Annotated in this window: 21 protein-coding genes and 1 pseudogene; 10 read left to right on the forward strand and 12 right to left on the reverse strand. The window is 61.1% G+C overall.

The window, feature by feature from the left end; genetic code table 11:
- Positions 1-114: 114 nt before the first annotated feature.
- Complete coding sequence (locus BLR77_RS13070) at positions 115-579, forward strand: ferritin-like domain-containing protein (protein WP_074678407.1); 465 nt, start codon at positions 115-117, stop codon at positions 577-579.
- Between the two features lie 87 nt (positions 580-666).
- Positions 667-1,200, forward strand: coding sequence for a PA2169 family four-helix-bundle protein (locus tag BLR77_RS13075; RefSeq protein WP_074678409.1), 534 nt, complete (start codon positions 667-669; stop codon positions 1,198-1,200).
- Positions 1,201-1,220: 20 nt separating this feature from the next.
- On the opposite strand, the gene gabD is transcribed toward BLR77_RS13075, so the two are convergent.
- The 4 genes from gabD to BLR77_RS13095 form a co-directional block, all read right to left on the reverse strand.
- The gene (gabD, locus tag BLR77_RS13080; RefSeq protein WP_074678411.1) at positions 1,221-2,663 is read right to left on the reverse strand and encodes an NADP-dependent succinate-semialdehyde dehydrogenase; all 1,443 of its coding nucleotides are present in this window, start codon (positions 2,661-2,663) and stop codon (positions 1,221-1,223) included.
- A gap of 75 nt (positions 2,664-2,738) precedes the next feature.
- Positions 2,739-4,382: an acetolactate synthase large subunit gene (locus BLR77_RS13085; protein ID WP_074678413.1), complete on the reverse strand. Its 1,644-nt coding sequence runs from the start codon at positions 4,380-4,382 to the stop codon at positions 2,739-2,741.
- A gap of 37 nt (positions 4,383-4,419) precedes the next feature.
- Positions 4,420-4,764: an antibiotic biosynthesis monooxygenase family protein gene (locus tag BLR77_RS13090; RefSeq protein WP_074678415.1), complete on the reverse strand. Its 345-nt coding sequence runs from the start codon at positions 4,762-4,764 to the stop codon at positions 4,420-4,422.
- A 40-nt stretch (positions 4,765-4,804) separates the two neighbouring features.
- Entirely contained in the window at positions 4,805-5,779 is a 975-nt protein-coding gene (locus tag BLR77_RS13095; protein ID WP_074678417.1) for a zinc-dependent alcohol dehydrogenase family protein, read from the reverse strand.
- A gap of 437 nt (positions 5,780-6,216) precedes the next feature.
- Between BLR77_RS13095 and BLR77_RS13100 the strand changes: the two are divergent.
- Positions 6,217-7,181, forward strand: a pseudogene (locus BLR77_RS13100) (GNAT family N-acetyltransferase).
- A gap of 264 nt (positions 7,182-7,445) precedes the next feature.
- Here the strand turns inward: BLR77_RS13100 and BLR77_RS13105 are convergent.
- Positions 7,446-7,907 (reverse strand): EexN family lipoprotein, encoded by a 462-nt coding sequence (locus BLR77_RS13105; RefSeq protein ID WP_074678419.1) that lies wholly within the window; start codon positions 7,905-7,907, stop codon positions 7,446-7,448.
- A gap of 419 nt (positions 7,908-8,326) precedes the next feature.
- Here BLR77_RS13105 and BLR77_RS13110 point away from each other — a divergent pair, with 419 nt between their 5' ends.
- Entirely contained in the window at positions 8,327-9,580 is a 1,254-nt protein-coding gene (locus BLR77_RS13110; RefSeq protein WP_074678421.1) for an OprD family porin, read from the forward strand.
- 33 nt (positions 9,581-9,613) lie between these two features.
- Here the strand turns inward: BLR77_RS13110 and pdxR are convergent, their stop codons facing one another.
- The gene (pdxR, locus tag BLR77_RS13115; protein WP_074678423.1) at positions 9,614-11,113 is read right to left on the reverse strand and encodes a MocR-like pyridoxine biosynthesis transcription factor PdxR; all 1,500 of its coding nucleotides are present in this window, start codon (positions 11,111-11,113) and stop codon (positions 9,614-9,616) included.
- Positions 11,114-11,240: 127 nt separating this feature from the next.
- Between pdxR and BLR77_RS13120 the strand changes: the two genes are divergently transcribed.
- Positions 11,241-12,446 carry an NAD(P)/FAD-dependent oxidoreductase gene (locus BLR77_RS13120; protein ID WP_074678425.1) on the forward strand — a complete coding sequence of 402 codons (1,206 nt, stop codon included), beginning with the start codon at positions 11,241-11,243 and terminating at the stop codon, positions 12,444-12,446.
- A gap of 47 nt (positions 12,447-12,493) precedes the next feature.
- Here BLR77_RS13120 and BLR77_RS13125 read toward each other — a convergent pair whose 3' ends face one another.
- The 4 genes from BLR77_RS13125 to BLR77_RS13140 form a co-directional block, all read right to left on the reverse strand.
- Positions 12,494-13,357: a helix-turn-helix transcriptional regulator gene (locus BLR77_RS13125; protein WP_074678427.1), complete on the reverse strand. Its 864-nt coding sequence runs from the start codon at positions 13,355-13,357 to the stop codon at positions 12,494-12,496.
- A gap of 206 nt (positions 13,358-13,563) precedes the next feature.
- On the reverse strand, positions 13,564-14,067 hold the full coding sequence (locus tag BLR77_RS13130) for a hypothetical protein (RefSeq protein WP_074678429.1): 504 nt from the start codon (positions 14,065-14,067) through the stop codon (positions 13,564-13,566).
- A 162-nt stretch (positions 14,068-14,229) separates the two neighbouring features.
- Positions 14,230-15,123 (reverse strand): chemotaxis protein CheV, encoded by an 894-nt coding sequence (locus BLR77_RS13135; protein WP_074678431.1) that lies wholly within the window; start codon positions 15,121-15,123, stop codon positions 14,230-14,232.
- A gap of 60 nt (positions 15,124-15,183) precedes the next feature.
- A complete protein-coding gene (locus BLR77_RS13140) occupies positions 15,184-16,206 on the reverse strand; it encodes a zinc-dependent alcohol dehydrogenase family protein (RefSeq protein ID WP_074678433.1) in 1,023 nt (340 codons plus the stop codon).
- A 218-nt stretch (positions 16,207-16,424) separates the two neighbouring features.
- Between BLR77_RS13140 and BLR77_RS13145 the strand changes: the two genes are divergently transcribed.
- The 5 genes from BLR77_RS13145 to BLR77_RS13165 all read left to right on the forward strand — a co-directional run bounded on the left by BLR77_RS13145 (position 16,425) and on the right by BLR77_RS13165 (position 23,950).
- On the forward strand, positions 16,425-17,339 hold the full coding sequence (locus BLR77_RS13145; protein WP_074678435.1) for a LysR family transcriptional regulator: 915 nt from the start codon (positions 16,425-16,427) through the stop codon (positions 17,337-17,339).
- 186 nt (positions 17,340-17,525) lie between these two features.
- A complete protein-coding gene (gene mexE, locus BLR77_RS13150) occupies positions 17,526-18,764 on the forward strand; it encodes a multidrug efflux RND transporter periplasmic adaptor subunit MexE (RefSeq protein ID WP_074678437.1) in 1,239 nt (412 codons plus the stop codon).
- 27 nt (positions 18,765-18,791) lie between these two features.
- Entirely contained in the window at positions 18,792-21,971 is a 3,180-nt protein-coding gene (locus tag BLR77_RS13155) for an efflux RND transporter permease subunit (protein ID WP_074678439.1), read from the forward strand.
- Positions 21,968-23,356 (forward strand): efflux transporter outer membrane subunit, encoded by a 1,389-nt coding sequence (locus tag BLR77_RS13160; RefSeq protein WP_074678441.1) that lies wholly within the window; start codon positions 21,968-21,970, stop codon positions 23,354-23,356. The genes BLR77_RS13155 and BLR77_RS13160 overlap by 4 nt, the downstream gene beginning before the upstream one ends.
- Before the next feature lie 240 nt (positions 23,357-23,596).
- Positions 23,597-23,950, forward strand: a complete 354-nt coding sequence (locus BLR77_RS13165) for an MmcQ/YjbR family DNA-binding protein (protein WP_074678443.1) — start codon at positions 23,597-23,599, stop codon at positions 23,948-23,950.
- Here BLR77_RS13165 and BLR77_RS13170 read toward each other — a convergent pair.
- Together BLR77_RS13170 and BLR77_RS13175 are read right to left on the reverse strand one after the other, a co-directional pair.
- Positions 23,936-24,658 (reverse strand): DUF1294 domain-containing protein, encoded by a 723-nt coding sequence (locus BLR77_RS13170; RefSeq protein ID WP_074678445.1) that lies wholly within the window; start codon positions 24,656-24,658, stop codon positions 23,936-23,938. The genes BLR77_RS13165 and BLR77_RS13170 overlap by 15 nt on opposite strands.
- A complete protein-coding gene (locus BLR77_RS13175) occupies positions 24,655-25,485 on the reverse strand; it encodes an undecaprenyl-diphosphate phosphatase (protein ID WP_074678447.1) in 831 nt (276 codons plus the stop codon). The genes BLR77_RS13170 and BLR77_RS13175 overlap by 4 nt, the downstream gene beginning before the upstream one ends.
- Between the last annotated feature and the right edge of the window lie 128 nt (positions 25,486-25,613).

Here is a 25,613-nt window from a genome sequence, read left to right on the forward strand (position 1 = left end):
CCGCTTGGAATATTCCCTGAACGATCAGCGCAGCTTGCACGTCGGTATCCATGTAGGCCCCAAGACGGGACATACCACCTAGCAATGGCCGTTTAGCCGGCCCGGAGACGACACATGGATCTCACCGACGATCGTAAAGACCTGGTACGCACCCTCAACAAGCTGATCGAAACCTGCAAGGACGGCGAGGCCGGCTTCAAGGTCTGCGCCGAAGACGTCAAGCGACCCGACATGAAGCAACTCTTCTCGAAACGCTCGCGGCAATGCGCCGAAGCAGCGGAAGAACTGCAACGGAGCGTACTGGAACTGGGCGGCGAGCCCGAGGACAGCACCAGCGTGGGGGCAGACCTGCACCGCCGCTGGGTCGACCTGAAATCACTGATCACCGGCAAGGACGAAGAGGCGATTCTCAACGAAGCCGAGCGCGGCGAGGACGTCGCCAAGGAACGCTACAGCGAAGCCATGACCCAGAATCTGCCGGCGGATATCCGCAGCATGGTCGAGCGCCAGTACCAGGGCGTGCTGCGCAATCACGATGAAGTGCGCGCGCTGCGTGACGTAGAGCGCGCAAGAAGCTGATAGCGCCTATGCCGGGCGTGCGCAGTGCGCCGCCTGGCTGCGCAGGCCCCCTGGCCAAGCCAGCAAGCGCGACGGGAGGTTTAGCGCATGCCCACATTGGACAAGACCATTGCTCATCTCACCCGGTTGCAGGCCATCTGCGTGGAAGGACGGCGAACCTGTCGACTGCTCGCATCGGGCGCTCAGGACGCGTTGCTGCGGGACTTCCTTGGCGAACGCGAGCGGGACTACTCGGCGCTGATCGTCTGCCTGCAAATTCAGATCACCACCTACGGCGGCCGAGCGACGTGGCACGTTAGCCTGGCAGGACTTTGGCAGCGCTGTTGGTATGAGCTGACATCCCTGTTCGCACCCACCAATGACCGAACGAGGCTCGAAGTCGCATTACGGCTCGAAACCCGATCAAGACGGGGCTTCGAGTCGTTGCTTGCGCAAGAGCTGTCGCCAGAGTTTCACCAGCAACTGGACGGCTATCATCAGCGCACGATCGCCGCGGTGAAACAGCTGCAGAGCGCGCTCGAACAGTGGCCCCATCTCGACACGCTCAAGCGCGAGCACCATCCAGACTCAGAGCAGATCGACAGCGAGCGTCACCCGCACAAATGGGGGCAGGGGACTTAAGGCATCCATCATCTGGAGCCTCATACGCTCAGACACAGGTATTTGATCTCCAGGTAATCCTCAATACCGTATTTGGAGCCTTCACGGCCCAAGCCCGAGGCCTTCATGCCGCCGAACGGTGCGACCTCGTTGGAAACAAGACCGGTGTTGACGCCGACCATGCCATATTCCAGGGCTTCCGCCACACGGAACACACGGCTCAGGTCACGCGCAAAGAAGTACGAGGCCAGACCGAACTCGGTGTCGTTCGACATCGCGATGACTTCGGCTTCGTCTTTGAAGCGAAACAGTGGAGCCAGTGGGCCGAATGTCTCTTCCTTGGCCACGGCGGCGTTATTTGGCACGTTGGTCAGGATGGTCGGCTCGAAGAAGTTGCCTTCAATGGACTTGCCGCCGGACAGCAGGGTGGCGCCTTTGGCAACCGCGTCCGCGATATGTTCCTTGACCTTGGCCACGGCTTTTTCGTCAATCAGGGGACCGGCGCTGGTGCCTTCTTCCAGACCGTTACCGACCTTCAGTCTGGCCACAGCCACCTTCAACTTCTCGGCGAATGCGTCGTAGACCGAATCCTGAATGTACAGCCGGTTGGCACAGACGCAGGTCTGGCCGTTGTTGCGGTACTTGGAAATGATCGCGCCTTCGACGGCCTTATCCAGGTCTGCATCGTCGAACACGATGAATGGCGCGTTACCACCCAGTTCCAGCGAGACCTTCTTGATGTCCTTGGCGCATTCGGCCATCAGCTGACGACCGATTTCGGTCGAGCCGGTGAAGGTCAGTTTGCGTACCGTCGGGTTGCCGGTCAGCTCACTGCCGATGTCGCCGGCGCTGCCGGACACCACGTTGAACACGCCATTCGGGACGCCGGCACGCTGCGCCAACTCAGCCAAGGCGAATGCGGAGAATGGGGTTTGCGAAGCGGGCTTGAGTACCATGGTGCAACCGGCGGCCAGGGCCGGGCCGGCTTTACGGGTGATCATCGCGGCCGGGAAGTTCCACGGCGTGATGGCGGCGGTGACGCCGATCGGCTGTTTCATCACGATCAGGCGCTTGTCCGGCTGGTGGCCCGGAATGACATCGCCGTAGACACGCTTGGCTTCTTCGGCGAACCACTCGATGAAGGAGGCGGCGTATACGATTTCACCCTTGGCTTCGGCCAAGGGTTTGCCTTGCTCCAGGGTCATCAGACGCGCAAGGTCGTCCTGGTTCTCGATCATCAGTTCGAACCAGCGACGCAGCTTGTTGCCACGCTCCTTGGCGGTCAGTGCGCGCCAAGCCGGCAGTGCCTTGTCCGCGGCTTCAATGGCTCGGCGGGTTTCGGCGGCGCCCATTTTCGGCACGCTGCCCAGAATTTCGCCCGTTGCCGGGTTGTCGACCTTGATCGTCTGACCATTGTCCGCGTCAACCCAGGAGCCATCGATGAAGGCTTGCTGGCGGAACAGCTGAGTGTCTTTGAGTTGCATGATGAACTCCGATTTCAGTACGGAAAGACTGGCGGCACGGCAATGCCGCCATTGAGACAAGCGGGTATCGAGAGATCAGACCAGAGCACTTCTTCTCTTGATTTCACTGTTGAGAATGAAATCATTTTCCGAGTAGTCCACCGGACAATCGATCACGTGTACGCCTGGCTCGCTGATGCAACGCTGCAGTAGCGGCAGGAAGCCCTCGGCGCTTTCCACGCGATGGCCCTTGGCGCCGTAGCTTTGCGCATACATGACGAAGTCGGGGTTGCCGTAGTCCAGGCCGAAATCGGCGAAGCCCATGTTCGACTGCTTCCAGCGAATCATGCCGTAGCCGCCGTCGCGCAGGATGATGACCGTCAGGTTCATCTTCAGGCGTACTGCGGTCTCCAACTCCTGGCTGTTCATCATGAAACCACCGTCACCACATATCGCGACCACCGGCCGGTCCGGGCAGACCAGGTGCGCAGCCATCGCCGACGGCAGACCTGCGCCCATGGTCGCCAGGGCGTTGTCGAGCAGCACGGTGTTCGGCTTGTGCGCCTTGTAGTTGCGCGCGAACCAGATCTTGTAGATGCCGTTATCCAGCGCGATGACGCCTTCGGACGGCAAGGCCTGACGTACGTCAGCGACGAAGCGCTGCGGGTAGATCGGGAAGCGGTTGTCGTCAGCACCCTCGACGATCTGTTCCTCGTTGGCTTCGCGAATCGCCATCAGCCGGCTGAAGTCCCAGTGCTCCTGAATGTTCAATGCTTCGCCGATCTGCCACACGGCGTTGGCGATATCGCCGATCACCTCCACCTGCGGGAAGTACACGGCATCGACTTCGGCGGAGCGGAAACTGATGTGGATGACTTCGGTACCGCCACGCACCATGAAGAACGGTGGCTTTTCGATCACGTCGTGGCCGATGTTGACGATCAGGTCGGCGGCCTCGATGGCGCGGTGCACGAAATCGCCCGCGGACAGTGCGGCATTGCCCAGAAAGCGTGGGTGGCGCTCATCCACCACGCCCTTGCCCATCTGGGTGGTGACGAAGGGTATGCCGGTCTTGTCGATCAGTTGCTTGAGCACCTTGGCGGTCATCTTGCGGTTGGCGCCAGCGCCGATCACCAGAATGGGAGTGCGGGCGTTCTGCAGCTTCTCGACCGCGCCTTCAATCGCCTTGTGCTCGGCCAACGGGCGACGGTGCAGGCTCGGCGGAATCGGCGTGCTGTCGGTCTGCTCGGCGGCGATGTCTTCCGGCAGTTCCAGGTGCACGGCACCGGGCTTTTCTTCTTCAGCCAGGCGGAAAGCTTCGCGCATGCGAGCCGGAATGTTGTCGGCCGAAGCGAACTGGTGGGTGTATTTGGTGATGGGGGCCATCATCCCGCATACATCGATGATCTGGAACCGGCCCTGCTTGGATTTCTTGATCGGCTTCTGGCCGGTGATCATCATCATCGGCATGCCGCCCAGATAGGCGTAGGCACCGGCGGTCACCAGGTTGGTGGCACCAGGGCCGAGGGTCGACAGGCTAACGCCGGTCTTGCCGGTCAGGCGGCCGTAGGTGGCGGCCATGAAACCTGCGGACTGCTCGTGACGGGTCAGTACCAGCTTGATCTTCGATTTGCGCAGAGACTCCAGCAGGTCGAGGTTTTCCTCACCCGGAATGCCGAATACGTATTCGACGCCTTCGTTTTCCAGGCATTGCACTACAACATCAGCGGCCTTGGTCATTGCTTCACCTCACTGTCTGTGAGCGCTTGCGCGCAATTTAAGGTACTGCCACGCCGAAGATGCCGTTTTGATCTTCATCTTTTCCGGTAGTGAAGGGCGCCCCCTCAATGTGGTAGACCGTCGGCTCTTCCGAAAAGTATTTCTCCAGACCCAGCATGAAGGTCTGATGGTCATCACTCGCCTCGAAACCTGGCGTATGGTCCTCGAGTGACGCCCAGCGCACGATCAGGTTGAATCGCTCGGGGCTTTCGATGCCAGGCGCGAGCATGTGGCCGCCATAACCCTTGGCGCGCTGGAGCAAGTGAACCACTTCGGCAAATGCCTGTTTGAACTGTTCGACCTGTTCTTTGTGAACGGGCAGCAGTGCGATTTCATAGATCATTGCGGTATTCCTCTAGAGCAAGTTAGGCAGTTGCATGCACTTACGGGGCGAGCGAGGGCTCGACGGCAATTGCGACTTTCCCGCGAAGACCATTGTTGGGCGTCTCCAGCAGCGCATGGGCGAGCCCGATGTCAGCGAGTGAGTAGACCGCGCCAATATGGGGGCGCAGCTGGCCACGCTCGACCAATGCCTTCAGCTCATCGAGCTTGCCGCGGTTCTGGCGGGTGAAGACGAAGTGGTAACTGGCATTCTTGCCCCAGGCCTGAATGAGGTTCTGCGGCTTGGCGATGTCCACGATCGAAACCACACGGCCGAGCTGGGCGAGCGCATCGGGGCTACGGGTCAGGGTGTCGCCGCCGATGGTGTCGAAGATCACATCGACGCCGTGGCCATCGGTTTCCCGCAGGATGGCGTCAACGTAATCCTCTTGTTCGTAGTCGATGACCACGTCGGCACCCAGACCCCGGGCGAACTCGAAGTTCGCTTCGCGTACGGTGGTGAACACCCGAGCGCCAATGGCTTTTGCCACCTGGATCGCGACATGGCCCACGCCACCCGCACCGCCGTGGATCAGAATGCTTTCCCCGACCCTGAGCGATACACGCCCGATCAGGGCTTCCCAGACCGTCCCGCCTACCAGCGTCAGGCTTGCCGCCTCGAGATGGCTCAGCGATGCCGGCTTCTTGCCGATGATGCTTTCGGACGCAACGTGGTACTCGGCATAACTGCCATCGCCTTCGAAAATTTGCGTGGTGTACCAGACTTCGTCACCTGGCACGAAGCTCGTCACACCCGGACCGACGGCTTCGACGACGCCGGATACGTCATGCCCGGTAATGGCAGGGAGAGGCACGTAGTCGACGTAGTCGCCACGACGCACCTGGTAATCCAACGGGTTGATGGAGGTTGCGTGAACCCGCACCAACACTTGCCCTGCCTGCGGTACGGGTTTGGTCACTTCGCTCAGCTCGAACGATTGCGGGCCGCCAAAGGATTTGAGTACTTGCGCTTTCATTGTAAATCCTCGTATCTATGAGGCTTCAGAACGCTCGAGCCGAGCATGTTTCTTTCAGCATGCGATTCACAAAGAGGTCGTAGGCTGCGCTCTTGCTTGTTCCTTCGGCCGCCGGGTAGAAAAGAGTATTGCCAGCGGCAGTGACTTGCCTTGGACCAGACTATGGTTCTGGCATCAGGTTGCTGTGATCCATCCAGATGCGCGGGCGTGCTGGCGAGACTTCGGGAACAATGCTTGCTCCCAGGCCGGCGCCCCATCCTCCTTGCGGTCGACGAAGATGCCCTTGTGTCTGGAGTGGAGGAGTGGAGGCGATGTTGCAGTTGGGCGATGAGCAGCAATGGCGATAGCTGAATGCTTTGATTAGCTTGAGTGCTGCGCAGGCGGTTCGGCATTACTCGCGTTATGGCTTAAAGTAGACGGTTGCCGAAAGAACCGTCATGGCCATAGCCATGAAGGGCTTTCACTCTTTACATATAAGTGTGTGGTGAAGATGAACAAGCCTTTCATTTCGCTGTGCCCTGAAATTACCCGGGCACACGCGCTGACGCTGATGGACTGGTTGCAGGATGAGCGCGTCACCTGCTATCTGAGCGATTCGCGTCATGTTTCCCGCTCCATCGAGCAAGCCATCGAACGAACTCAATTGCCGATCCTGACCCATCTGTTCAACCGGGGCGGCCGATTCTTCATGGCCTACGACCGGCAGGACACCCCGGTGGGCTTCGTCCGTCTGATCAAGACCGGTCCGATTTGCGAGATAGTCCTGGCCATCGGAGACAGCAATAAATGGGGCCAAAACCTTGGTGCCCGCACGATCCGCGAAGGCATGAAACTGGCCTTCCTCGACATGCGGGCCGAGAAGCTCATCGCCAAGATCCATCCGGACAACACGCGCTCGCTGAAAACCTTTCAACGCAGCGGTTTTCTGCTTGAGAGCGAAACGCCGACATTGAAGTCATTTGCCATGACGGCGGGGCGCTACCTCCAGCTCTTGCGTGAAGGCGCCGTTGGCGACTCCACGGGGATCTATATCACTGAAATCGACAAGGCCAGGCTCGAATGTCTGATCGCGCTCGAGCAAGGCCCGGCCGTTGTAGAACTTGAACATGAGCTTGAGCGGGCCATCGTAGTCAAGCCGCAACAGGTGGCGTGCAATGTCGTCACGATGAACTCCAGGGCCTTGCTGCAGCTGGATGACGAAGAGATCGAAGTGGCCTTGGTCTATCCTGAAGACGCGGACAGCAGCGCCGGCAAGCATTCGGTGTGTTCCGATATCGGCGCCGCCATCCTGGGCTATCAGGAGGGAGACGCCATCGACTGGCGAGTGTCTGATCGGACTCGCCGGATCGAGATCAGGAAAGTGCTATATCAGCCGGAGGCCGCGGGCGATTACCACCTGTAATTGCGCCTTTAGCTAAGGATTCGTTCATCAGGCATGAAGATCTCCCAAAGAGCGGGGGATCGCTTTACGTGCCTGATGCGAACCATCTGTCACAGTGGTTCACCGCATACTCAAGCCTATACGCGATTTAACATAATATATATTATGCGAAGTTACGATCAGGGCAGTGCGAGCATGGCTTCTCCACTTTGCAGTCTGCCTTTTACAGCTACACGCAGGCTGAGACGTTCGCTAAGGCCTCGCACTGTGATCGCGTCACGCCAATCAACGGTAGTAAATCGTACCGCCTTCAATAAAGAGCTGACGTTCTGCCTGGATCGCCATCAGGCATGAGTGCTGGTTCGCTTCGCCCCAGCCTTCACTTTTCTCACGACAGCTCTCGAGCTTGTCCCGCAGCGCGTATTTGTATTGCTTGTACCAGGCAACCGTTCGCTGGGATTCCGGTGTCTGTTCTGCCGCTTTGCGGTCCCGCGCTTTCAGCGCCTCGATTCTGATCGTTGCGGCTTTCAATTGAGCAGTTTTGGCATTGGCGCAAGCCTGCTCGGAAAGGCGAAAAGGCTTGTGATGGCAGATATGAAGGGCCTTCGATAGCTCCTTGGGGTTGTTGACGTACCACTCAACTTCGGGACTGGGACGTTCGCCGCAACCCGCGAGCAGGAGCAATGCCATGCCGATCACTGTCATGACTGGACGACCCGTGTCGGGTAACAGGCGATGTATCAACATGGCGAACTCGAAAATCAGTGACTGTACCTGTTCAAGCAGTCCCTTGCACCGTGCGTGGCTTGTCAGGGTTAAGGGCTAGGGCCTGGACCGTCACGCACAGCGGACAGAGAAAGACGAAAATAAAAAAAGGCCGCACTGGATCACCAGGCGGCCACAAGTCGTCTTAACCAAAGGAGATGAAGTGGAGCCAGGCCGACGGTTTCGGGAGAGATGCAAAAGCCGCCGCCCCTGGAATCTTCATCGGTGTGCAGCCTACCGCCATTCGCTGCCTGCACCTCATCGAAGGAGTCGATAGTGATCATTGATCGCCTTCAATAGTGCCTGCGCTGGCCCGGTGATATCACTAAGCGGTCCATCTGGACTGGGCCCTGTCTCGATGCGAGGCCTGACAAGAAAGCACACCAACACCGGGAGCACTCATGCACAAGAAGCACTGTCTCGCGCTGGCTTGCAGCCTCGCGCTGGGCGGGCCGTTGGCTCATGCCAGCAGCCAGTCCGAAGCCAATGGTTTCGTCGAGGACGCCAGCCTCAATCTGTTGCTGCGCAACGCCTACTTCAACCGTGATTACAAAGACAACACCAACGACGCCAAGACCTGGGGGCAGGGTTTCATCGCTACCTTCGAGTCCGGTTTCACCCAGGGCACCGTCGGGTTCGGCGTCGATGCCTTCGGCCTGCTCGGCATCAAGCTCGACAGCGGCCGTGGCCGCAACTACCGCCCCTTCTTCAATACCGACAGCGAAGGTCGCCCGGTGGACGACCTGTCCCAGGCCGGTGGTGCGGTGAAGCTGCGCGTTTCCAATACCGTGATCAAGTACGGCAACCAGTTCCCTTCCCTGCCGGTTCTGGCCCATGACGACACCCGTCTGCTGCCACAGTCGTTCACCGGCACGCTGGTCACCAGCAACGAAATCGAAGGCCTGGAGCTGAATGCCGGTCGCTTCACCGCTGACAGCCCGATGGGCGACTCAGCACGTGACCCCAACCGCCTCAAGAGTATCGACGTGCTCGGCGGCAGCTATGCGGTCAACAAGGATCTGAGCGTGGCGCTGTACCACGCCGATCTTGAGGACATGTACAAACGCTATTACGCCAACGTCAATTACAACCTGGCGCTGGCGGCTGAGCAGGCGCTCAATTTCGACTTCAACATCTATCGCACCAAATACGACACCGGTTCCGTCGCAGCCCTGGAGAACGGCGGCGATGGCACAGGCGACCGCAACACCATCTGGAGCCTGGCGACCAAGTACAGCATCGGCGCTCATGCCTTCATCGTCGCGCACCAGCGCAACACCGGCGATGCCGGATTTGCCAAGGATTATGGCGACGGCGGCGGGAGTATCTATGTGGCCAACTCCTACTACTCGGACTTCAACCTGAAGGACGAGCGCTCCTGGCAAGCCAGCTACGAGCTGAATTTTGCCGAGTACGGCGTGCCGGGTCTGCGTTACAAGTTCGCCTACGTGCGTGGTGACAACATCGATACCGGCAGCGACAACAACGGCACCGAGCGCGAGATCTTCAACCAGATCGGCTACACCGTACAAAGTGGTGCGGCCAAGGATCTGCACCTGCGCCTGCGCAACTCCATCTACCGCTCCAGCACCGACGTAGGGCCTGATCTCAACGAGATTCGCGCCTTCGTCGAATACCCGCTGAGCATCCTCTGATGGTCGCTGCCCCGGCCTTGGCCGGGGCAGTTCTCAGCCGCGCAGGGTTTGCGCAACGGCCCTGGCGGCATCCTCGATGGCACGTTCCTCATAGGGCGCAAAGCCCATTACCAACCCTGGTGCCCTCGCATCGACGCAGTAACTCGCCAGTGGCAACGCGTCGATACCAGCTGCCTGCAAACGTGCGAAAGCGTCCTGCTCGTTCTCCACCTGCAAATGACAGGCGATATCCATACCTGCACGAATTTCCGATACCTCGATCAGTCCTTGCCAATGCTTGTGCGCTGCTTCGGCGAAGGCATCGGCACGTGCTGCGTAAATCTTGCGCATACGCCGCACATGGCGGTCGAAATGCCCCTCATGGATGAAGTCGGCCAGCACGGCCTGCGCCAGGCTGTTGGCATGGCGTGACATCAGTGCCGACGCGCGCGTGAAGCTCTCGATCAGGTGCTCAGGCAGGACCAGATAAGCCAGGCGAATCGAGGGAAACAGCAGTTTGCTGAAGGTCCCGGCCATGATTACCGAGTGCTCGGCACCTGGCATCGAACGCAGTGCCGGAATGGGCTTGGCGATGAAACGGTACTCGCTGTCGTAGTCGTCCTCGAAGATGTAACTGCCCTGCTCCGCCGCCCATTTCAGCAAGACCAGGCGGCGTGCAGGCGACAGTTCGCCGCCCAGTGGTGCCTGACGTGAGGGGGTGACGTAGACCAGTCGTGCGGCAGGCGCCAAACGCATGCCCTCTTCCACTTGCATGCCAGCCTGATCCACAGGCACATCCACGCGGCTGATGCCGGAGATGTCCATCAACTGCCGTGCACCGGGATAACCCGGGTCTTCCATCCAGACCTGAGAGTCGCCTGGCGCCAGCAAGCGCAGGCAGATATCCAGGCCTTGTTGCACGCTGCCGAGCACCAGAATGCGCTCCGCTGACACTTGCACGCCACGGGCGATGGCCAGATAACCGGAGATGGCTTCACGCAGTTCGGGCAGGCCTGCAGGGTCGGCGTCGAGCAACATCGTCAGGCGCGAGCTGCGTAACTGCTGCGTGTGCAACTTGCGCCACAGATCGATGGGAAAGGCGTTGATATCGCCACGGTGAGGAAAGAACGGACGCACACCGGTTGGCAGCGTTCGCCGAGAGAAAATTGGCTCGATCTCAGCCAGACGCTTCAACCAAGGCGTGTCAGGTGCTGTGCGCCTCTCTTCCACCTCGGCCACCACCTTGCGCCGAACGTATCCCGCGTTCAGCGTCGGGTCCGGTAATACCTCACTGACGCATGTACCGCTGCCGGTTCGAGCCTGCAGATAGCCTTCGGAAAGCAGTTGCTGATAGGCCGCCTGCACCGTCCCGCGCGCCAGACCGTAATACTCGGCCATGGAACGAGTGCTGGGCAGCTTGCTGCCTGTGGGCAGGCGCCCGCCGAGAATCGCGCGGCGCAACGACTCGTACAACCATCCCTGCAGGCTGGCCCCCTCCTCTGGTGTTCCCAGCGGCAGAAAGACCACTTGTGGCGGGGCTTTATCGACTGGCATAGGAATCTCGAAGTGGACTAGTTATTTTTGCAGATACTGGATCAATACCATGATCCAAAACAATCACACAATCGATCCCGTAGTCAGCCAACACCTTTTATCTTCAACTACTACGGGAATTCACGATATGACACAGCAGATCCTGATCATCGGTGCCGGTTTCGGCGGTATGTGGAGTGCACTGAGCGCCGTTCGCCTGCTGGACCAGCACGAGCGCCTGGACGTCGCCGTCACCCTCCTCGCCCCGCAAGCCGAACTGCGCGTACGTCCGCGCTTTTATGAAAGCGACCTGACCACCACCGTTGCCCCGCTCGGCCCGCTGTTCGATGCGGTCGGCGTGCACTTCGTGCAAGGCAGCGCCACACGCATCGATACCGCAGGCAAGCGAGTCGTCTATCGTGACGCAAGCGGTGCCCAGGCCGAGCTGAATTTCGACCGATTGATTCTGGCTTCCGGTAGCCAGGTGGCCCGTCCTCCATTGGCAGGTATCGACCGTTTCGCCTTCGATGTCGACAGCCTGGAATCGGCGCAGAAACTCGAAACCCACCTGCAGGGCCTGCGCCACAAACCGGCCAGCCAGGCACGCAACACCGTGGTGGTGGTCGGTGGTGGTTTCACCGGCATCGAAACGGCCATGGAAATGCCGGCGCGGCTGCGCGCAATCCTGGGTAACGAGGCCGATGTGCGGGTGATCGTCGTCGACATGGGTAAGCAGGTCGGCAGCGTCATGGGCGAACAGATTGCCTCAGTGATCGCACAAGCCAGCGACACGCTGGGCGTGACCTGGAAGCTCGGCAGCCCGGTTTCGCTGGTCGACGAGCATGGCGTACAACTCGACAATGGCGAACGTATCGAAGCCAGTACCGTAGTCTGGACCGTGGGAGTGAAAGCCTCACCGCTGACTCAGCAGATCGATGGCGAACGCGATGCCTTTGGCCGCCTGCATGTCGACCGCAACCTCAAGGTATTGGGCCAGGACAGCATCTATGCCACCGGCGATACCGCTTATGCCGCGGTGGATGAACGTGGCAACCACGCGCTGATGACCTGCCAGCACGCCATCGCCCTCGGTCGCTCCTCCGGCAATAACGCTGCAGCCGATCTGCTGGGTGTCGAGCCGATTGCCTACAGTCAACCCAAGTACGTCACCTGCCTGGATCTGGGCGCCTGGGGCGCAGTGTTCACCGAAGGTTGGGAGCGCAAGGTGGTATTGACCGGCAAGGAAGGCAAGGAGCTGAAAACGCAGATAAACACTCAGTGGATCTACCCGCCGCAAGCCAGACGCGACATCGCCCTGGCGGCCGCCGACCCGCTGATCCCGGTAGTCGCCTGAGCGATGAGGCAAGCCCAGGGCAGCGTTTGCCCTGGGCTTGGCCATGCTCAATCGCGGTAAATCTGCACCTGCAGTTTCGACGGAGGATCCTCGCCTTCGTCGCGCAGCCATTCCCCTGGCGGTTGCCCGACCTGCTGAGCAAAGGTACGTGAGAACGACGCCTGCGATGCGTAGCCGACCGCGTCGGCGATCACCTTGATCGGCCGCCCCTCACGCAGCAGATCCTGCGCTACTTTCATGCGCCAGGCGGTGACGTAGGCCATGGGCGTCATGCTCATGACCTCGGAGAACAGTGCAGCGAACTTGGTGCGCGACATGTTCGCCAACTCGGCCAGACGCTCCACGCTCCAGGCCTGGTGGGGTTCCTGATGAATGCAGATCAAGGCAGGTCCCAGTTGACTGTCCTGCAGCGCGTACAGCAGGCCGCTGGTAATACGCCCTTCGCTCACTGCGCGGCGTACCAGCAGGACGAACACGTATTCGAACAGCAGGTTCAACGCCTTGCTCCGGCCAGGTGCCTGTGTACGGAATTCGTTGACCAACGAACCGATGACCGGCCCGAGCTGCTCAAGGGCGCTCAGCGGAAACACCAGGGTCTCCAGAAGACCCAAGGGAAACGGCTGCTGCCCTGAACGCCCGAACTGGAACGAGGCGCAGATCAGATCCACGCCGCCAGGCTGGTGCGCACGCAGCTTGTAGCAGCACGTGCTGGGACAGAACAAAACGCTGGGTTCACTGATCGCGATGCGCGGTTTGTCGGCATGCACCATATCCAGTGCGCCTCGCTCGATCACGTGGATGAATGCCATGCCAGGGGGCTTATCCAGCACCAGGGTACCGTCTACCGGGCCGGCGAATAACAGTCGCCCTTGCAGGCTCGTGCGCTCGAAGAACTCGGAAAGAACATCCATATTAGGAACGACCTGATTGAAGATTCTCTAGGTTGGTGAAAGCTGAACCGGTTGCAACTCATGGGTTGAACCGTCGTCGATTGATAGACAGCTCAACCCATGAAAATTCCAACGGCCACTCACCAGGACGGAGAATCATCCGTGACTTGCATCACGTTTTTTACAGGGCCAACCCTGAAATGCTCATCAACCACGGCGCACGCCGATCAGATCAACCCATAAGAATGACCATCGTCTTCTGACTGGGCCTGCATCTTGGCTCGCTCCTGCATGCGCTGGGCAATTTCTTCTTCGATCGCCTTCTGCTGCTCAGGTGGCAGCTCCTCGATCTCCTCTTCGGTCATGCCCATTTCCTTGAGGATGCTGTCGCGCATCTTTTCGGCCGGCGTCATCGCCATGTAGGCCTTGAAGGCCTCCAGTGCGGCGTTACCGCCCTCGTCGCCCAGTGGCTTTTCCACCTGCCCTGAACTGACAGATGTCTCGACCTTGCCGTCTGACGCGTTCTGCAGGGCGACACGCAAGCGAGCAAAGCCCTCCTCCGTGGCCTGCCTGGCGCGGAACTCGCGTTCGGACTCGGCGTTTGCCGTGCGCGTGGTCTTCTCGACATTGCGCGCCACCTGGGCCAGCTCACCCTGCTCTTCACTCTGCTTGTTGCGAAATCCCGTCAGGGATATTCCAGCGTAACTGCCAATGCCTCCAATCGTGCTCATGCCGTGCTCCTTGACTGAGTTGCAATTGCCAGGCGCACTGATTCAAAGCGCATGCCAGCTCACGAGGCGCACTTAACTAATTGAAAATATTGAGTTTTAAAATCGACCAGGAGGATGGCGAGGCAATCCCTTGCCGCTGGTGGCAAGGGGTTGCAGGGGGGCTCAGTGCTGCCCGCTCATTTGCCGGAAGGCCTCGAGCAGTGCCTGGCTGAGATCGACCGAGGAGAACTTGGTCAGTACCGCATTGGCACCGACCGAACGCGCCTTCTCGGTATTCATGGTGCTGTCCAGCGAGGTGTGCAGCAGCACGTAGGTGTCGGCAATATCGGGACTGCGACGGATTTCCTGAACCAGGCTGTAGCCATCCAGCTCAGGCATCTCGATGTCCGAGACCAGAAGCTCGAATGGCATGCCGGCCTGATGGTATTCGTGCAGTTGCTGCAGAGCAGCCTGGGCACTGCGCACTGCCGTGCAATCGAGCCCCAGTTGGCGCAGCACGTTAAGGGTCTGTTGCAGCGCGACTTGCGAGTCGTCCACCAGCAACACGCGGCGACCTTGCAGCAGGCGAGCATCCTGGCCGTCGAGCAGTTGTCCGACGGGTGCTTCCTCCAGCGCAGGCGCGATGTCGTGTAGCACCTTCTCGATATCGAGAATCTGCACGATGGCGCCATCGATCTGGGTCACGCCAGTGATGAAGGCTCGATTACCGGATCCAGCGGGTGGCGGGCGCACGTCGCGGGTGGAGCACTGTACGATACGCTCGACACTTTTCACGTGCAGGCCCTGACGCGAGCGGCTCACCTCGGTGACGATCAGGCAACCGTCGTCTTCGTCAGCCGCACCGCGCTCACCGATGGCGCGCGCCAGGTCGATCACCGTCATCGCGGCGCCGCGCAAGGTCGCGATGCCGCGCACATTGGGGTGACGACTGGGCAGCTTGGTCAAGGCTGGACAGGGAATGATCTCGTTGACCTTGAGCAGGTTGATCCCCAGCAGGCGGCCGCTATGCAAACGAAACAACAACAGCGATAGCGCGTCGCCGGTAACCAGACTCATGAACCTATCCTTAGAAAGAACTTACACCTACGATTTATAGCGACCGCAAGGCCACGGACTTTAATCCGCAGCCAGTTTCAGGGCCACTCGCCCACGGTTCGGACAGGTTTCCATGTAACGATGCGCCTCGACGAAATCTTCGAAGTCGAACACCTTGTCGATCACCGGCGTCAGCAGGCGGTCCGCAGTCATCTGGTTGATGTGCGTGAGCGCGCGTTGCACAGCATCATTGTTCGGCTCGATGCCCAGCTCGGGGCAACCGGTGAAATCCAGCACGCAGTGGCGGAAGAACTGCAGGTGCTTCTTGAAGGCTGCGCAAGCCGGGAATGCCGTGTCGTTACCGCCATTGATGCCGTACAGGATCAGCTTGCCGCGCGGTGCGGCGATGTCACCCAGCAGCTTCATCTGCGGGCCGGCACACTGGTCGAGAATCACCTCGACGCCCTTGCCTTCGGTGTAACGCTCGACTTCCAGGACCAGGTCCTGTTCCTCGGTCGCAATCACCTTGTCGGCACCCAGGCCGCGCAGGAACTCGCGATCATCCGCCGAACTGGTGGAAACGATGACCTTGGCACCCAGCGCTTTGGCCAGCTGCACGGTCTGCGGCGCCATGCAATGGCTGGCTTCGGTGATCAGCACGTGCTGGCCGGGCTTCAGGTGCGCGAGATCGTTCAGCGCCAGGTAGCCGAACAGCAGGCTGGTGTAATGAACGCTGGCCTCGACCGGGCTGAGCACTTCGGGATAACGGGTCAGGGCGTGGCTGGGCATCAGCACCAGATCGCCCCAGGTCGGGTAACGGTTCGGCGTGCCCGCCGGGAAACCGGCAACGGCGGTGCCGACCTCGAAGTCGCTCACGCCATCACCCAGCACGGCCACAGTGCCGGCCAGTTCGAAACCGGTGCCAGCCGGAAGCTTGGCCTGTTCGGCCGCCAGGTTCTGACGCCACAGCACGTCTTTCCAGCCCAGGCCGACGGCCTGAACGCGCACCAAGACTTCGCCAGGGCCGGGCACAGGCGTCGGAACCTCTTCGTACTGGAGCACATCGGCATCGCCGAACTTATGAAAACGGATCATGCGGGACATCGCTTACCTCGAGCTTGATCGCGGATTAACACTTCAATGACTGTGGACTCTATCCGCTGTGCGGCGGCGACACTATCAGACTCTATCGATAGTCTTCATGCCTGTCAGTGATTCAGCAGCTTTCAATCCGCCGCACACTGCCCGTACTATTGCCCGGGCAAAGGCTCTCATTTGCAGCGCCGTGCTGACAAGGCCCGTATCCCTCGAATGGTACCCGGATGAACCGCAACGACCTGCGTCGCCTCGATCTGAACCTGCTGATTGTCTTCGAGACCTTGATGCACGAACGCAGTGTGACCAGGGCCGCAGAGAAGCTGTTTCTCGGCCAGCCCGCCATCAGTGCGGCGCTCGCTCGCCTGCGTACCCTGTTCGACGACCCGCTGTTCGTGCGTACCGGTCGCAGCATGGAGCCGACACCTCGCGCGCAGGAGATTTTCACCTTGCTCTCGCCGGCGCTGGACTCGATCTCCACCGCCGTCAGCCGCGCTGCCGACTTCGATCCGGCTACCAGCAAGGCGATATTTCGCATCGGCCTCTCCGACGACGTCGAGTTCGCCCTGCTGCCAGCTATGCTCCGTCGCCTGCGTGCCGAAGCGCCGGGCGTGGTGCTGGTGATCCGCCGCACCAACTACCTGATGATGCCCGGCCTGCTGGCATCTGGTGAGATTTCGGTGGGTGTGGCCTACACCGAAGAACTGCCTGCCAACGCCAAGCGCAAGGTGCTGCGTCGCACCAAGGCCAAGCTGCTGCGCGCCGACACCGTACCTGGCGCGCTCAGTCTTGACGATTTCTGCGCGCGTCCCCATGCACTGGTGTCCTTCGCCGGAGACCTCACCGGCTTCATCGATGACGAACTGGCCAAGCTTGGACGCGAGCGCCACATCGTACTGGCCGTGCCGCAGTTCAACGGTCTGGCGACCCTGCTGTCGGAAACCGATATCGTCGCCAGCGTGCCGGATTACACCGCAGCCGCCTTGACCGCGGCCGGCGGCCTGCGCGCCGAGGATCTGCCGCTGGAGGCGCAGACCTACGAACTGCATATGGCCTGGCGTGGCGCTCAGGACAATGATCCGGCCGAGCGCTGGCTGCGCTCGCGCATCCAGATGTTCTGCGGCGACCCGGACAGTCTCTGAGAAATAGCTGGAAACGCACCATCCAAGTGCTGCCAGGAACCTTGACGCACCTTCATAGATCGAAATCGATATAAGTGCGTCTTTTATCATTCCCGCTGATATTCAAATTCATGGCATTCGATTCGTAGCCTCCCAAGACTCGTCGCAGACTCCGCCAATCCACAAATCCGACTGGCGGAGTCACCCATGGAACAGCAGCACAAGAACATCTGGATATTCCCCCTGGCCCTCGCCGGCGCCCTCGCCCTCAGCGGTTGCGATCAGGCTGCGCAGACTCAGGCGCAAATGCCCGCGCCCAAGGTCAGCGTCGCCGAAGTCATCGAACAGCCGATCAACGAGTGGGACGAGTTCACCGGCCGTCTCGAAGCGCCGCAATCCGTCGAAATCCGCCCGCGCGTTTCCGGTTACATCGACAAGGTCGCCTTCGACGAAGGCACTCTGGTGAAGAAAGGCGATCTGCTGTTCCAGATCGACCCGCGTCCGTTCCAGGCTGAAGTCAAACGCCTCGAAGCCCAGCTGCAACAGGCCCGCGCCGGTCAGGCCCGTGCCGCCAACGAAGCGCGTCGTGGCGAGCGCCTGCGTCAGAGCAATGCCATCTCCGCCGAACTGGCCGATGCTCGCGCCAGCGCCGCCACCGAAGCTCAGGCTCAGGTCGCGGCAATCGCCGCCGAGCTGGAAAACGCCCGCCTCAACCTCAGTTTCACCCGCATCACTGCGCCCATCGACGGTCGCGTCAGCCGCGCCGAAATCACCGAAGGCAACCTGGTCGGTGCCGGCGAAAGCCTGCTGACCTCGGTGGTCTCCACCGACAAGGTCTACGCCTACTTCGATGCCGATGAGCGCGCCTTCCTCAAGTATGTCGAGCTGGCCCGCCAGTCCGGCGCCGACGCCCGTGGGGCCAGTCCGGTGTACCTCGGCCTGTCCGATGAAACCGACCACCCGCACCTGGGCCAGCTGGACTTTCTCGACAACCAGGTCAACCCGCGCACCGGCACCATCCGTGGCCGCGCCGTGTTCGACAACCAGGATGGTCGCTTTACCCCGGGTCTGTATGCCCGCCTGAAACTGGTGGGCAGCAAGCCCTACGCCGCCACCTTGATCAAAGACGAAGCAGTCGGCACCGACCTGGGCAAGAAGTACGTGCTGGTGCTGGGTGACGACAATGCCGTGGCCTATCGCTCCATCGAGCTGGGACCGAAACTCGAAGGCCTGCGCATCGTCCGTAGCGGCCTGAGCAAGGGCGAGAAGATCGTCGTCAACGGTCTGCAACGCGCCATGCCCGGCTCCACCGTCGATCCGCAACCGGTGTCCATGGCCGATGACAGCACCCTCGAACAACTGGCCCGTATGCGCCAGGCCGTCGATGGTAGCCAGGCCCCGCGTATCGCCGCCGAAAAAATCGAAGCTCGCTCGCCGCGCGGCTGATCCAGACCGCGCTCAGAGGAAAGACCCATGAATTTCTCGCAATTCTTCATCCAGCGGCCGATCTTCGCCGCGGTGCTGTCGCTGCTGATCCTGATCGGCGGCGCCATCTCGCTGTTCCAGCTACCGATCAGCGAATACCCGGAAGTGGTGCCACCCACCGTCGTGGTGCGTGCCGATTTTCCCGGTGCCAACCCCAAGGTGATCGGTGAAACCGTCGCCTCGCCGCTGGAACAGGCCATCGTCGGCGTCGAGGGCATGCTCTACATGTCGTCGCAATCGACCATCGACGGCCGCCTGACGCTGACCGTGACCTTCGCCCTCGGCACCGACCTGGACAACGCCCAGGTGCAGGTGCAGAACCGCGTCACCCGCACCATGCCGACCCTGCCCACCGAGGTGCAGCGTCTCGGCGTGACCGTGGACAAGGCCTCTCCGGACCTGACCATGGTGGTGCACCTGACCTCGCCGGATCAGCGCTACGACATGCTCTATCTGTCCAACTACGCCGCGCTCAACGTCAAGGACGAGCTGGCGCGCCTGGACGGCGTGGGCGATGTGCAGCTGTTCGGCATGGGCAACTACTCGCTGCGCGTGTGGCTCGACCCGAACAAGGTGGCCTCGCGCGGGCTCACCGCCACCGACGTGGTCACCGCCATTCGCGAACAGAACCGCCAGGTCGCCGCCGGTGCCCTCGGCGCGCCGCCCTCCGACGCCGGCAACAGCTTCCAGCTGTCGATCAACGCCCAGGGCCGCCTGGTCACCGAGGAAGAGTTCGAGAACATCATCATCCGCGTCGGTGACAACGGCGAGATCACCCGCCTGCGCGATATTGCCCGCATCGAGCTGGGCTCCAACCAGTACGCCCTGCGCTCGCTTTTGAACAATCAGCCGGCCGTGGCCATTCCGATATTCCAGCGCCCGGGCTCCAACGCCATCGCGCTTTCCGACTCGGTGCGCGAGCGCATGGCCGAGCTGAAGCAGAGCTTCCCGCAAGGCATGGACTACGAAGTCGTCTATGACCCGACCATCTTCGTCCGCGGCTCCATCGAGGCGGTGGTGCACACCCTGCTCGAAGCCGTGGTGCTGGTGGTGCTGGTGGTCGTCCTGTTCCTGCAGACCTGGCGCGCCTCGATCATCCCGCTGGCTGCCGTGCCGGTGTCCTTGATCGGCACCTTCGCGGTCATGCACATGTTCGGTTTCTCGCTCAACGCGCTGTCGCTGTTCGGCCTGGTGCTGGCCATCGGTATCGTGGTGGACGACGCCATCGTCGTGGTGGAGAACGTCGAGCGCAACATCGCTCTGGGCAAATCCCCGGTCGAGGCCACCCGCCAGGCCATGAAGGAGGTGACCGGCCCCATCGTCGCCACCGCTCTGGTGCTGTGCGCCGTGTTCATCCCAACCGCTTTCATCTCGGGCCTCTCGGGTCAGTTCTATCAGCAGTTCGCACTGACCATCGCCATTTCCACGGTGATCTCGGCAATCAACTCGCTGACCCTGTCGCCAGCACTCGCGGCCATCCTGCTCAAGGACCATAACGCACCGAAAGATGCCTTCTCGCGCGGGCTCGACAAACTGTTCGGTGGCTGGCTGTTCGGCCCGTTCAACCGTATGTTCGAGCGCGCCAGCAACCGCTACGTCGGCACCGTGCGTCGCGTGCTGCGTGGTAGCAGCATCGCCATGCTGATCTACGGCGGTCTACTGGTGCTCGGCTACCTGGGCTTCTCCAGCACCCCGACCGGTTTCGTGCCACAGCAGGACAAGCAGTACCTGGTGGCCTTCGCCCAGTTGCCGGATGCCGCGACGCTCGATCGCACCGAAGCGGTGATCAAGCACATGAGCGACATTGCCGGTAAACATCCGGGCGTGGAAAACACCATCGCCTTTCCCGGCCTGTCGATCAATGGCTTCACCAACAGCCCCAACAGCGGCATCGTTTTCGTCGCGCTCAAGGACTTCGACCTGCGCAAAGATGAAAGCATGTCGGCCGGCGCCATTGCCGCCGAGCTCAACGGCCAGTTTGGTGAGATTCAGGAGGCCTACCTCGCCATCTTCCCGCCACCACCAGTACAGGGGCTGGGCACCATTGGCGGCTTCCGCCTGCAGGTTCAGGATCGTGGCAACCTGGGTTATGAAGAGCTGTACACGCAGACCCAAAACATCCTCAACAAGGCCCGTCAGTTGCCGGAGCTGAACCCGATGTCGGTGTTCACCAGCTACCAGGTCAACGTGCCGCAGGTCGATGCCGCCATCGACCGCGAAAAGGCCAAGACCCATGGCGTGGCCATCAACGACATCTTCGACACCCTGCAGGTGTACCTGGGCTCGCTGTATGCCAACGATTTCAACCGTTTCGGCCGCACCTACCAGGTCAACGTCCAGGCCGACCAGCAATTCCGTCTGGAGCCGGAGCAGATCGGTCAGCTCAAGGTGCGCAACAACCGTGGGGAAATGGTGCCGCTGTCGACCTTCGTCAAGGTCAATGACAGTGCCGGCCCTGATCGGGTGATGCATTACAACGGCTTCCTCACCGCCGAGATCAACGGTGCCGCCGCGCCGGGTTACAGCTCGGGCCAGGCTGAGGCAGCCATCGCCAAACTGCTGAACGAGGAACTGCCAATTGGCATGACCTTCGAGTGGACCGATCTGACCTACCAGCAGATCCTCGCCGGCAACACTGCGATCTTCATCTTCCCGCTCTGCGTATTGCTGGCCTTCCTCGTGCTGGCTGCCCAGTACGAAAGCTGGAGCCTGCCAATGGCGGTGATCCTGATCGTACCGATCGTGCTCTTCACCGCCATCGTCGGGGTGATCATCGCGGGTATCGACAACAACATCTTCACTCAGATCGGCTTGATCGTACTGGTGGGCCTGGCTTGCAAGAACGCCATTCTGATCATTGAGTTCGCCAAGGAGAAACAGGAAGAGGGGCTCGACCGCGTCGCGGCTGTGCTTGAGGCCTGCCGCCTGCGTCTGCGCCCGATTCTGATGACCTCCATCGCCTTCATCATGGCAGTGGTACCGCTGGTGCTGTCCAGCGGTGCAGGCGCCGAGATGCGCCATGCCATGGGTGTGGCAGTGTTCTCCGGGATGATCGGCGTGACCTTCTTCGGGCTGCTGCTGACGCCGGTGTTCTATGTACTGATCCGCGGCTTCGTCGAAAAACGCGAAGCCCGCAAAGCCGCCCGCCTGCAGGAGTCGCATGCATGAAAGCCTTCGCCCCCGCTCTCCTGACCCTGGCGCTGTCGGCCTGCGCCGTCGGCCCGGACTATCGGGCACCGGTCACCGAACCAGCGCGCTCCACAGCGCTGGAGGCGGCCGATTACGACCGTAGCCGTTTCGAAGCCGCCTGGTGGCAGCAATTCGACGACCCGACGCTGAACCTGCTGGTGCAGCGTTCGCTGCAGGACAACCGCGAGCTGCGCGTGGCCTTCAGCCGCCTGCGTGCAGCGCGATCGATCCGCGATGACGTGGCCAACGACCGCTTCCCTACCGTCACCAGCCGTGCCAGTGGCGAGTTCGGCAAGGCTCAGCAGCCTCCGACTACAGATGAGCGCATCCGTCAGGAACGCTACGACCTGGGGCTGGACATGGCCTGGGAACTGGATCTGTTCGGCCGCATCCAGCGTCAACTGGAAGCCAGCGAAGCACGCATCGAAGTGGCCGAGGCTGACTACTATCAGTTGCAGGTCAGTCTGATCGCCGAACTGGTCGATGCCTACGGCACCCTGCGTGGCGCACAGCTGCGCGAAAACATCGCCCGCGAGAACCTGAAGAATCAGCAGGATTCGCGCTCCATCACCGAGCAACTGCGTGACGCCGGCGTCGGCAACGAACTGGACGTCCTGCGTGCCGATGCCCGTTTGGCCGCCACCGAAGCCAGCCTGCCGCAACTGCAGGCGCAACAGGTGCGGGCACAGAATCGCATCGCCACCCTGCTCGGCCAGCGCCCGGAACAGCTGCAGGTCGACCTGGCGCCCAAACCGCTGCCGGTGATCGCCAAGGCCCTGCCCATTGGCAATCCGGCCGAACTGCTGCGTCGTCGCCCGGATATCCAGGCGGCCGAGCGCCAGCTGGCGGCAGCCACGGCGGACGTTGGCGTGGCAACGGCGGATCTGTTCCCACGCGTCAGCCTCACCGGCTTTCTCGGCTTTACCGCTGGGCGTGGCTCACAACTGGGTTCGTCAGCTGCCCGCGCCTGGGGCGTAGCGCCGAGCATCAGCTGGGCGGCCTTCGATCTCGGTAGCGTTCGAGCACGTCTGCGCGGCGCCGAGGCCGAGGCCGATGGTGCGCTGTCGCAGTATGAACAGCAGGTGTTGCTGGCCCTGGAAGAATCGGAAAACGCCTTCAGCGATTACGCCAAACGCCAGCAGCGTCTGGTTTCCCTGGTGCGCCAGGCAGAAGCCAGCCGTGCAGCGGCGGATCAGGCAGCGATTCGCTATCGCGAAGGGACGGTGGATTTCCTCGTGCTGCTCGATGCCGAACGTGAGCGTCTGGCCGCCGAAGATGCCCAGGCCTCGGCCGAGGTCGAGCTGTACAGCGGCATCGTCGCGATCTACAAGGCGCTCGGCGGCGGTTGGCAGCCGCAGGCCTAACCCACTCTCCCCCGGTCGGCGCCATGCCGACCCTCCTCAGCCCCGGAGCCAGTGCTTCGGGGCTTTTTTATCCAGGCCAACAGCTGAGCACCAATCGCTGCTGGAAACTGCATCAGCCGTTCAGCAACGCCAGATCGAGGATCATCAGCCCTTGCGCCTGCAGGCAATGCCGACTTGATCGACTACGCACGGACTGCCCCAGCCGATAGACTGCCGTTTCGACCATTGACGGACATGCCAATGACGCCCGATCAGATAGCCAGCTTCTGCCTCAGCCTGCCCGGTGCCCGTGAAGACTTCAAATGGGGTAGCAACCGGGTGTTTTCGGTGGCCGGTAACAAGATGTTCGCCATTCTCGATTTTCTTGGCGAGGATCTGGCCTTCAAGGTCGATCACGACCTGTTTCTCGGTCATGTCGACCGACCTGGCATCCGCCCTGCCCCGTATCTGGCTCGCGCCCACTGGATCAGCATGAACGCCCAGCGGCCGCCGCTGGGCGACGATGAGCTGCGCCAACTGCTGACGCGCTCGCATCATCTGGTGGTACGCCGCCTGCCCAAGCGCCTGCAACCGGGCCTGCTACTGGACGAATAAGGGTATGTGGCGGGCGATGTAGGTGCCGTCGAGCAACAGCAGATCGATCCAGAACAGCTGATGAACCGCGACGATCAGCCAGAAAACGGCTTGATAGGACGCCTTGCGCGTCTTGTGCCGGAATGTCTGCTGAGCGATCAGTGCACCTGGCCAGCCGCCGGCCAGTTCTACCAGATGCAGCGTGTTTTCCGCCGTGCGGCGGCCACCGCTCTGAGCGCTGCGTTTATCCAGCCAGTACTGCAGAAAACTCAGCAGGCTGGCCAGCAGATAAAGCGGCAACACCCACCAGAAACGCCTACCGAACAACTGCAGCGCGCCGAGCAAGGGCAAGGCGCATAGCAGAGCAAGAATCACCGCCTTGCTGGAGAAATTTCGGATAGAGCCCTGCACCGCTGCCTTGGGCACGGCGCTGGCAGCATGCTTTCGCAGCCCAGGAGCGGCTTTGCCGGGGCTTTTCGGTTTACGCCGAATCGCCTGGCGATCAAGGCTCAGCTCGCCCGCCAATCGCAGATGTTCGGCACGCGGCCGTCCTCGCTCGTCACGCCCCTCGATGAACAACACCTCTTCACCAGGCTGCGGACGGCGATCACCGCGCATCACCGATATGTGCGCGAAGACTTCAGCACCGCCGCTTAGCGGCTGGACGAAACCAAAACCCTTGGCGTCGTCCCAGCTTTTCAGGCGCCCCTTGCGCTCGTTACCGATCACGGCTGCGCCGTGCTCCAGTCGATCAGGTGCAACTGCCAGGTGGCGAGAATCACCAGGCCGAAGGCGATGCGGTACCAGGCGAACACGGCATAACTGTGGCTGGTAATGAACTTGAGCAAGGCGCGTACGGTGATCATCGCGACGATGAAGGTGCTGACGAAGCCGATGGCGAAGATCGGCAAGTCGCTCATCTGCAGAATGTCGCGGTACTTGATCAGCGAATAGACAGTGGCTGCGACCATGGTTGGCATGGCCAGGAAGAAGGAGAACTCGGTCGCGGCCTTGCGCGACAAGCCAAACACCAGACCGCCGATGATGGTAGCGCCCGAACGGGATGTGCCTGGAATCAGCGCCAGACATTGCGCGAAGCCAACCTTCAATGCCAGTTTCCAAGTCATGTCATCGACCGTTTCGGCCTTGATCGCGTGTTCGCGCTTCTCCGCCCAGAGCATGATGATGCCGCCGATGATCAACGCCATGGCGACAGTGATCGGGTTGAACAGCCAGTGTTCGATCAGATCGGCGAAGGTCAGGCCGAAGATCACTGCCGGAATGAACGCCAACAGCAGGTTGAAGGTGAAACGCTGCGCGTTCGGGTCATTGGGCAGGCCAACGACGACCCCAAGCACTTTCGCTCGAAACTCCCAGATCACGGCCAGAATGGCGCCGAGCTGGATGATGATCTTGAACGCCGTCGCCGTTTCGCCATTGAAGCCCAGCAGGTCACCGACCACGATCAGGTGCCCGGTACTGGAAATCGGCAAGAACTCGGTCAGGCCTTCCACTACGCCCAGAATCAGGGCCTGAAAGGCCACCCAGAAATCCATCAAATCCCCCAAAGCGCGGCAACTACCTACGCGTAAAACTCAGAACGTGGAGCATGGCCCCGGCCCTGGGACACGAAACCGTCATGGAGGTTCCTTGCAACGGTCTAGCCCGGTGCTCATTCAGGTTC

The organism is Ectopseudomonas alcaliphila (assembly GCF_900101755.1).
GTDB lineage: Bacteria > Pseudomonadota > Gammaproteobacteria > Pseudomonadales > Pseudomonadaceae > Aquipseudomonas > Aquipseudomonas alcaliphila.

Bases quoted from the DNA above. Each gene is read 5' to 3' on its own strand.
- BLR77_RS13130 (WP_074678429.1), bottom strand. From the start codon at position 14,067: ATGAGCACGATTGGAGGCATTGGCAGTTACGCTGGAATATCCCTGACG.
- gabD (WP_074678411.1), bottom strand. From the start codon at position 2,663: ATGCAACTCAAAGACACTCAGCTGTTCCGCCAGCAAGCCTTCATCGAT.
- BLR77_RS13070 (WP_074678407.1), top strand. From the start codon at position 115: ATGGATCTCACCGACGATCGTAAAGACCTGGTACGCACCCTCAACAAG.
- BLR77_RS13160 (WP_074678441.1), top strand. From the start codon at position 21,968: ATGAAAGCCTTCGCCCCCGCTCTCCTGACCCTGGCGCTGTCGGCCTGC.
- BLR77_RS13120 (WP_074678425.1), top strand. From the start codon at position 11,241: ATGACACAGCAGATCCTGATCATCGGTGCCGGTTTCGGCGGTATGTGG.
- BLR77_RS13105 (WP_074678419.1), bottom strand. From the start codon at position 7,907: ATGTTGATACATCGCCTGTTACCCGACACGGGTCGTCCAGTCATGACA.
- BLR77_RS13090 (WP_074678415.1), bottom strand. From the start codon at position 4,764: ATGATCTATGAAATCGCACTGCTGCCCGTTCACAAAGAACAGGTCGAA.
- BLR77_RS13140 (WP_074678433.1), bottom strand. From the start codon at position 16,206: ATGTCCCGCATGATCCGTTTTCATAAGTTCGGCGATGCCGATGTGCTC.
- BLR77_RS13175 (WP_074678447.1), bottom strand. From the start codon at position 25,485: ATGGATTTCTGGGTGGCCTTTCAGGCCCTGATTCTGGGCGTAGTGGAA.
- BLR77_RS13095 (WP_074678417.1), bottom strand. From the start codon at position 5,779: ATGAAAGCGCAAGTACTCAAATCCTTTGGCGGCCCGCAATCGTTCGAG.
- pdxR (WP_074678423.1), bottom strand. From the start codon at position 11,113: ATGCCAGTCGATAAAGCCCCGCCACAAGTGGTCTTTCTGCCGCTGGGA.
- BLR77_RS13145 (WP_074678435.1), top strand. From the start codon at position 16,425: ATGAACCGCAACGACCTGCGTCGCCTCGATCTGAACCTGCTGATTGTC.
- BLR77_RS13155 (WP_074678439.1), top strand. From the start codon at position 18,792: ATGAATTTCTCGCAATTCTTCATCCAGCGGCCGATCTTCGCCGCGGTG.
- BLR77_RS13135 (WP_074678431.1), bottom strand. From the start codon at position 15,123: ATGAGTCTGGTTACCGGCGACGCGCTATCGCTGTTGTTGTTTCGTTTG.
- BLR77_RS13075 (WP_074678409.1), top strand. From the start codon at position 667: ATGCCCACATTGGACAAGACCATTGCTCATCTCACCCGGTTGCAGGCC.
- BLR77_RS13125 (WP_074678427.1), bottom strand. From the start codon at position 13,357: ATGGATGTTCTTTCCGAGTTCTTCGAGCGCACGAGCCTGCAAGGGCGA.
- BLR77_RS13085 (WP_074678413.1), bottom strand. From the start codon at position 4,382: ATGACCAAGGCCGCTGATGTTGTAGTGCAATGCCTGGAAAACGAAGGC.
- BLR77_RS13165 (WP_074678443.1), top strand. From the start codon at position 23,597: ATGACGCCCGATCAGATAGCCAGCTTCTGCCTCAGCCTGCCCGGTGCC.
- BLR77_RS13110 (WP_074678421.1), top strand. From the start codon at position 8,327: ATGCACAAGAAGCACTGTCTCGCGCTGGCTTGCAGCCTCGCGCTGGGC.
- mexE (WP_074678437.1), top strand. From the start codon at position 17,526: ATGGAACAGCAGCACAAGAACATCTGGATATTCCCCCTGGCCCTCGCC.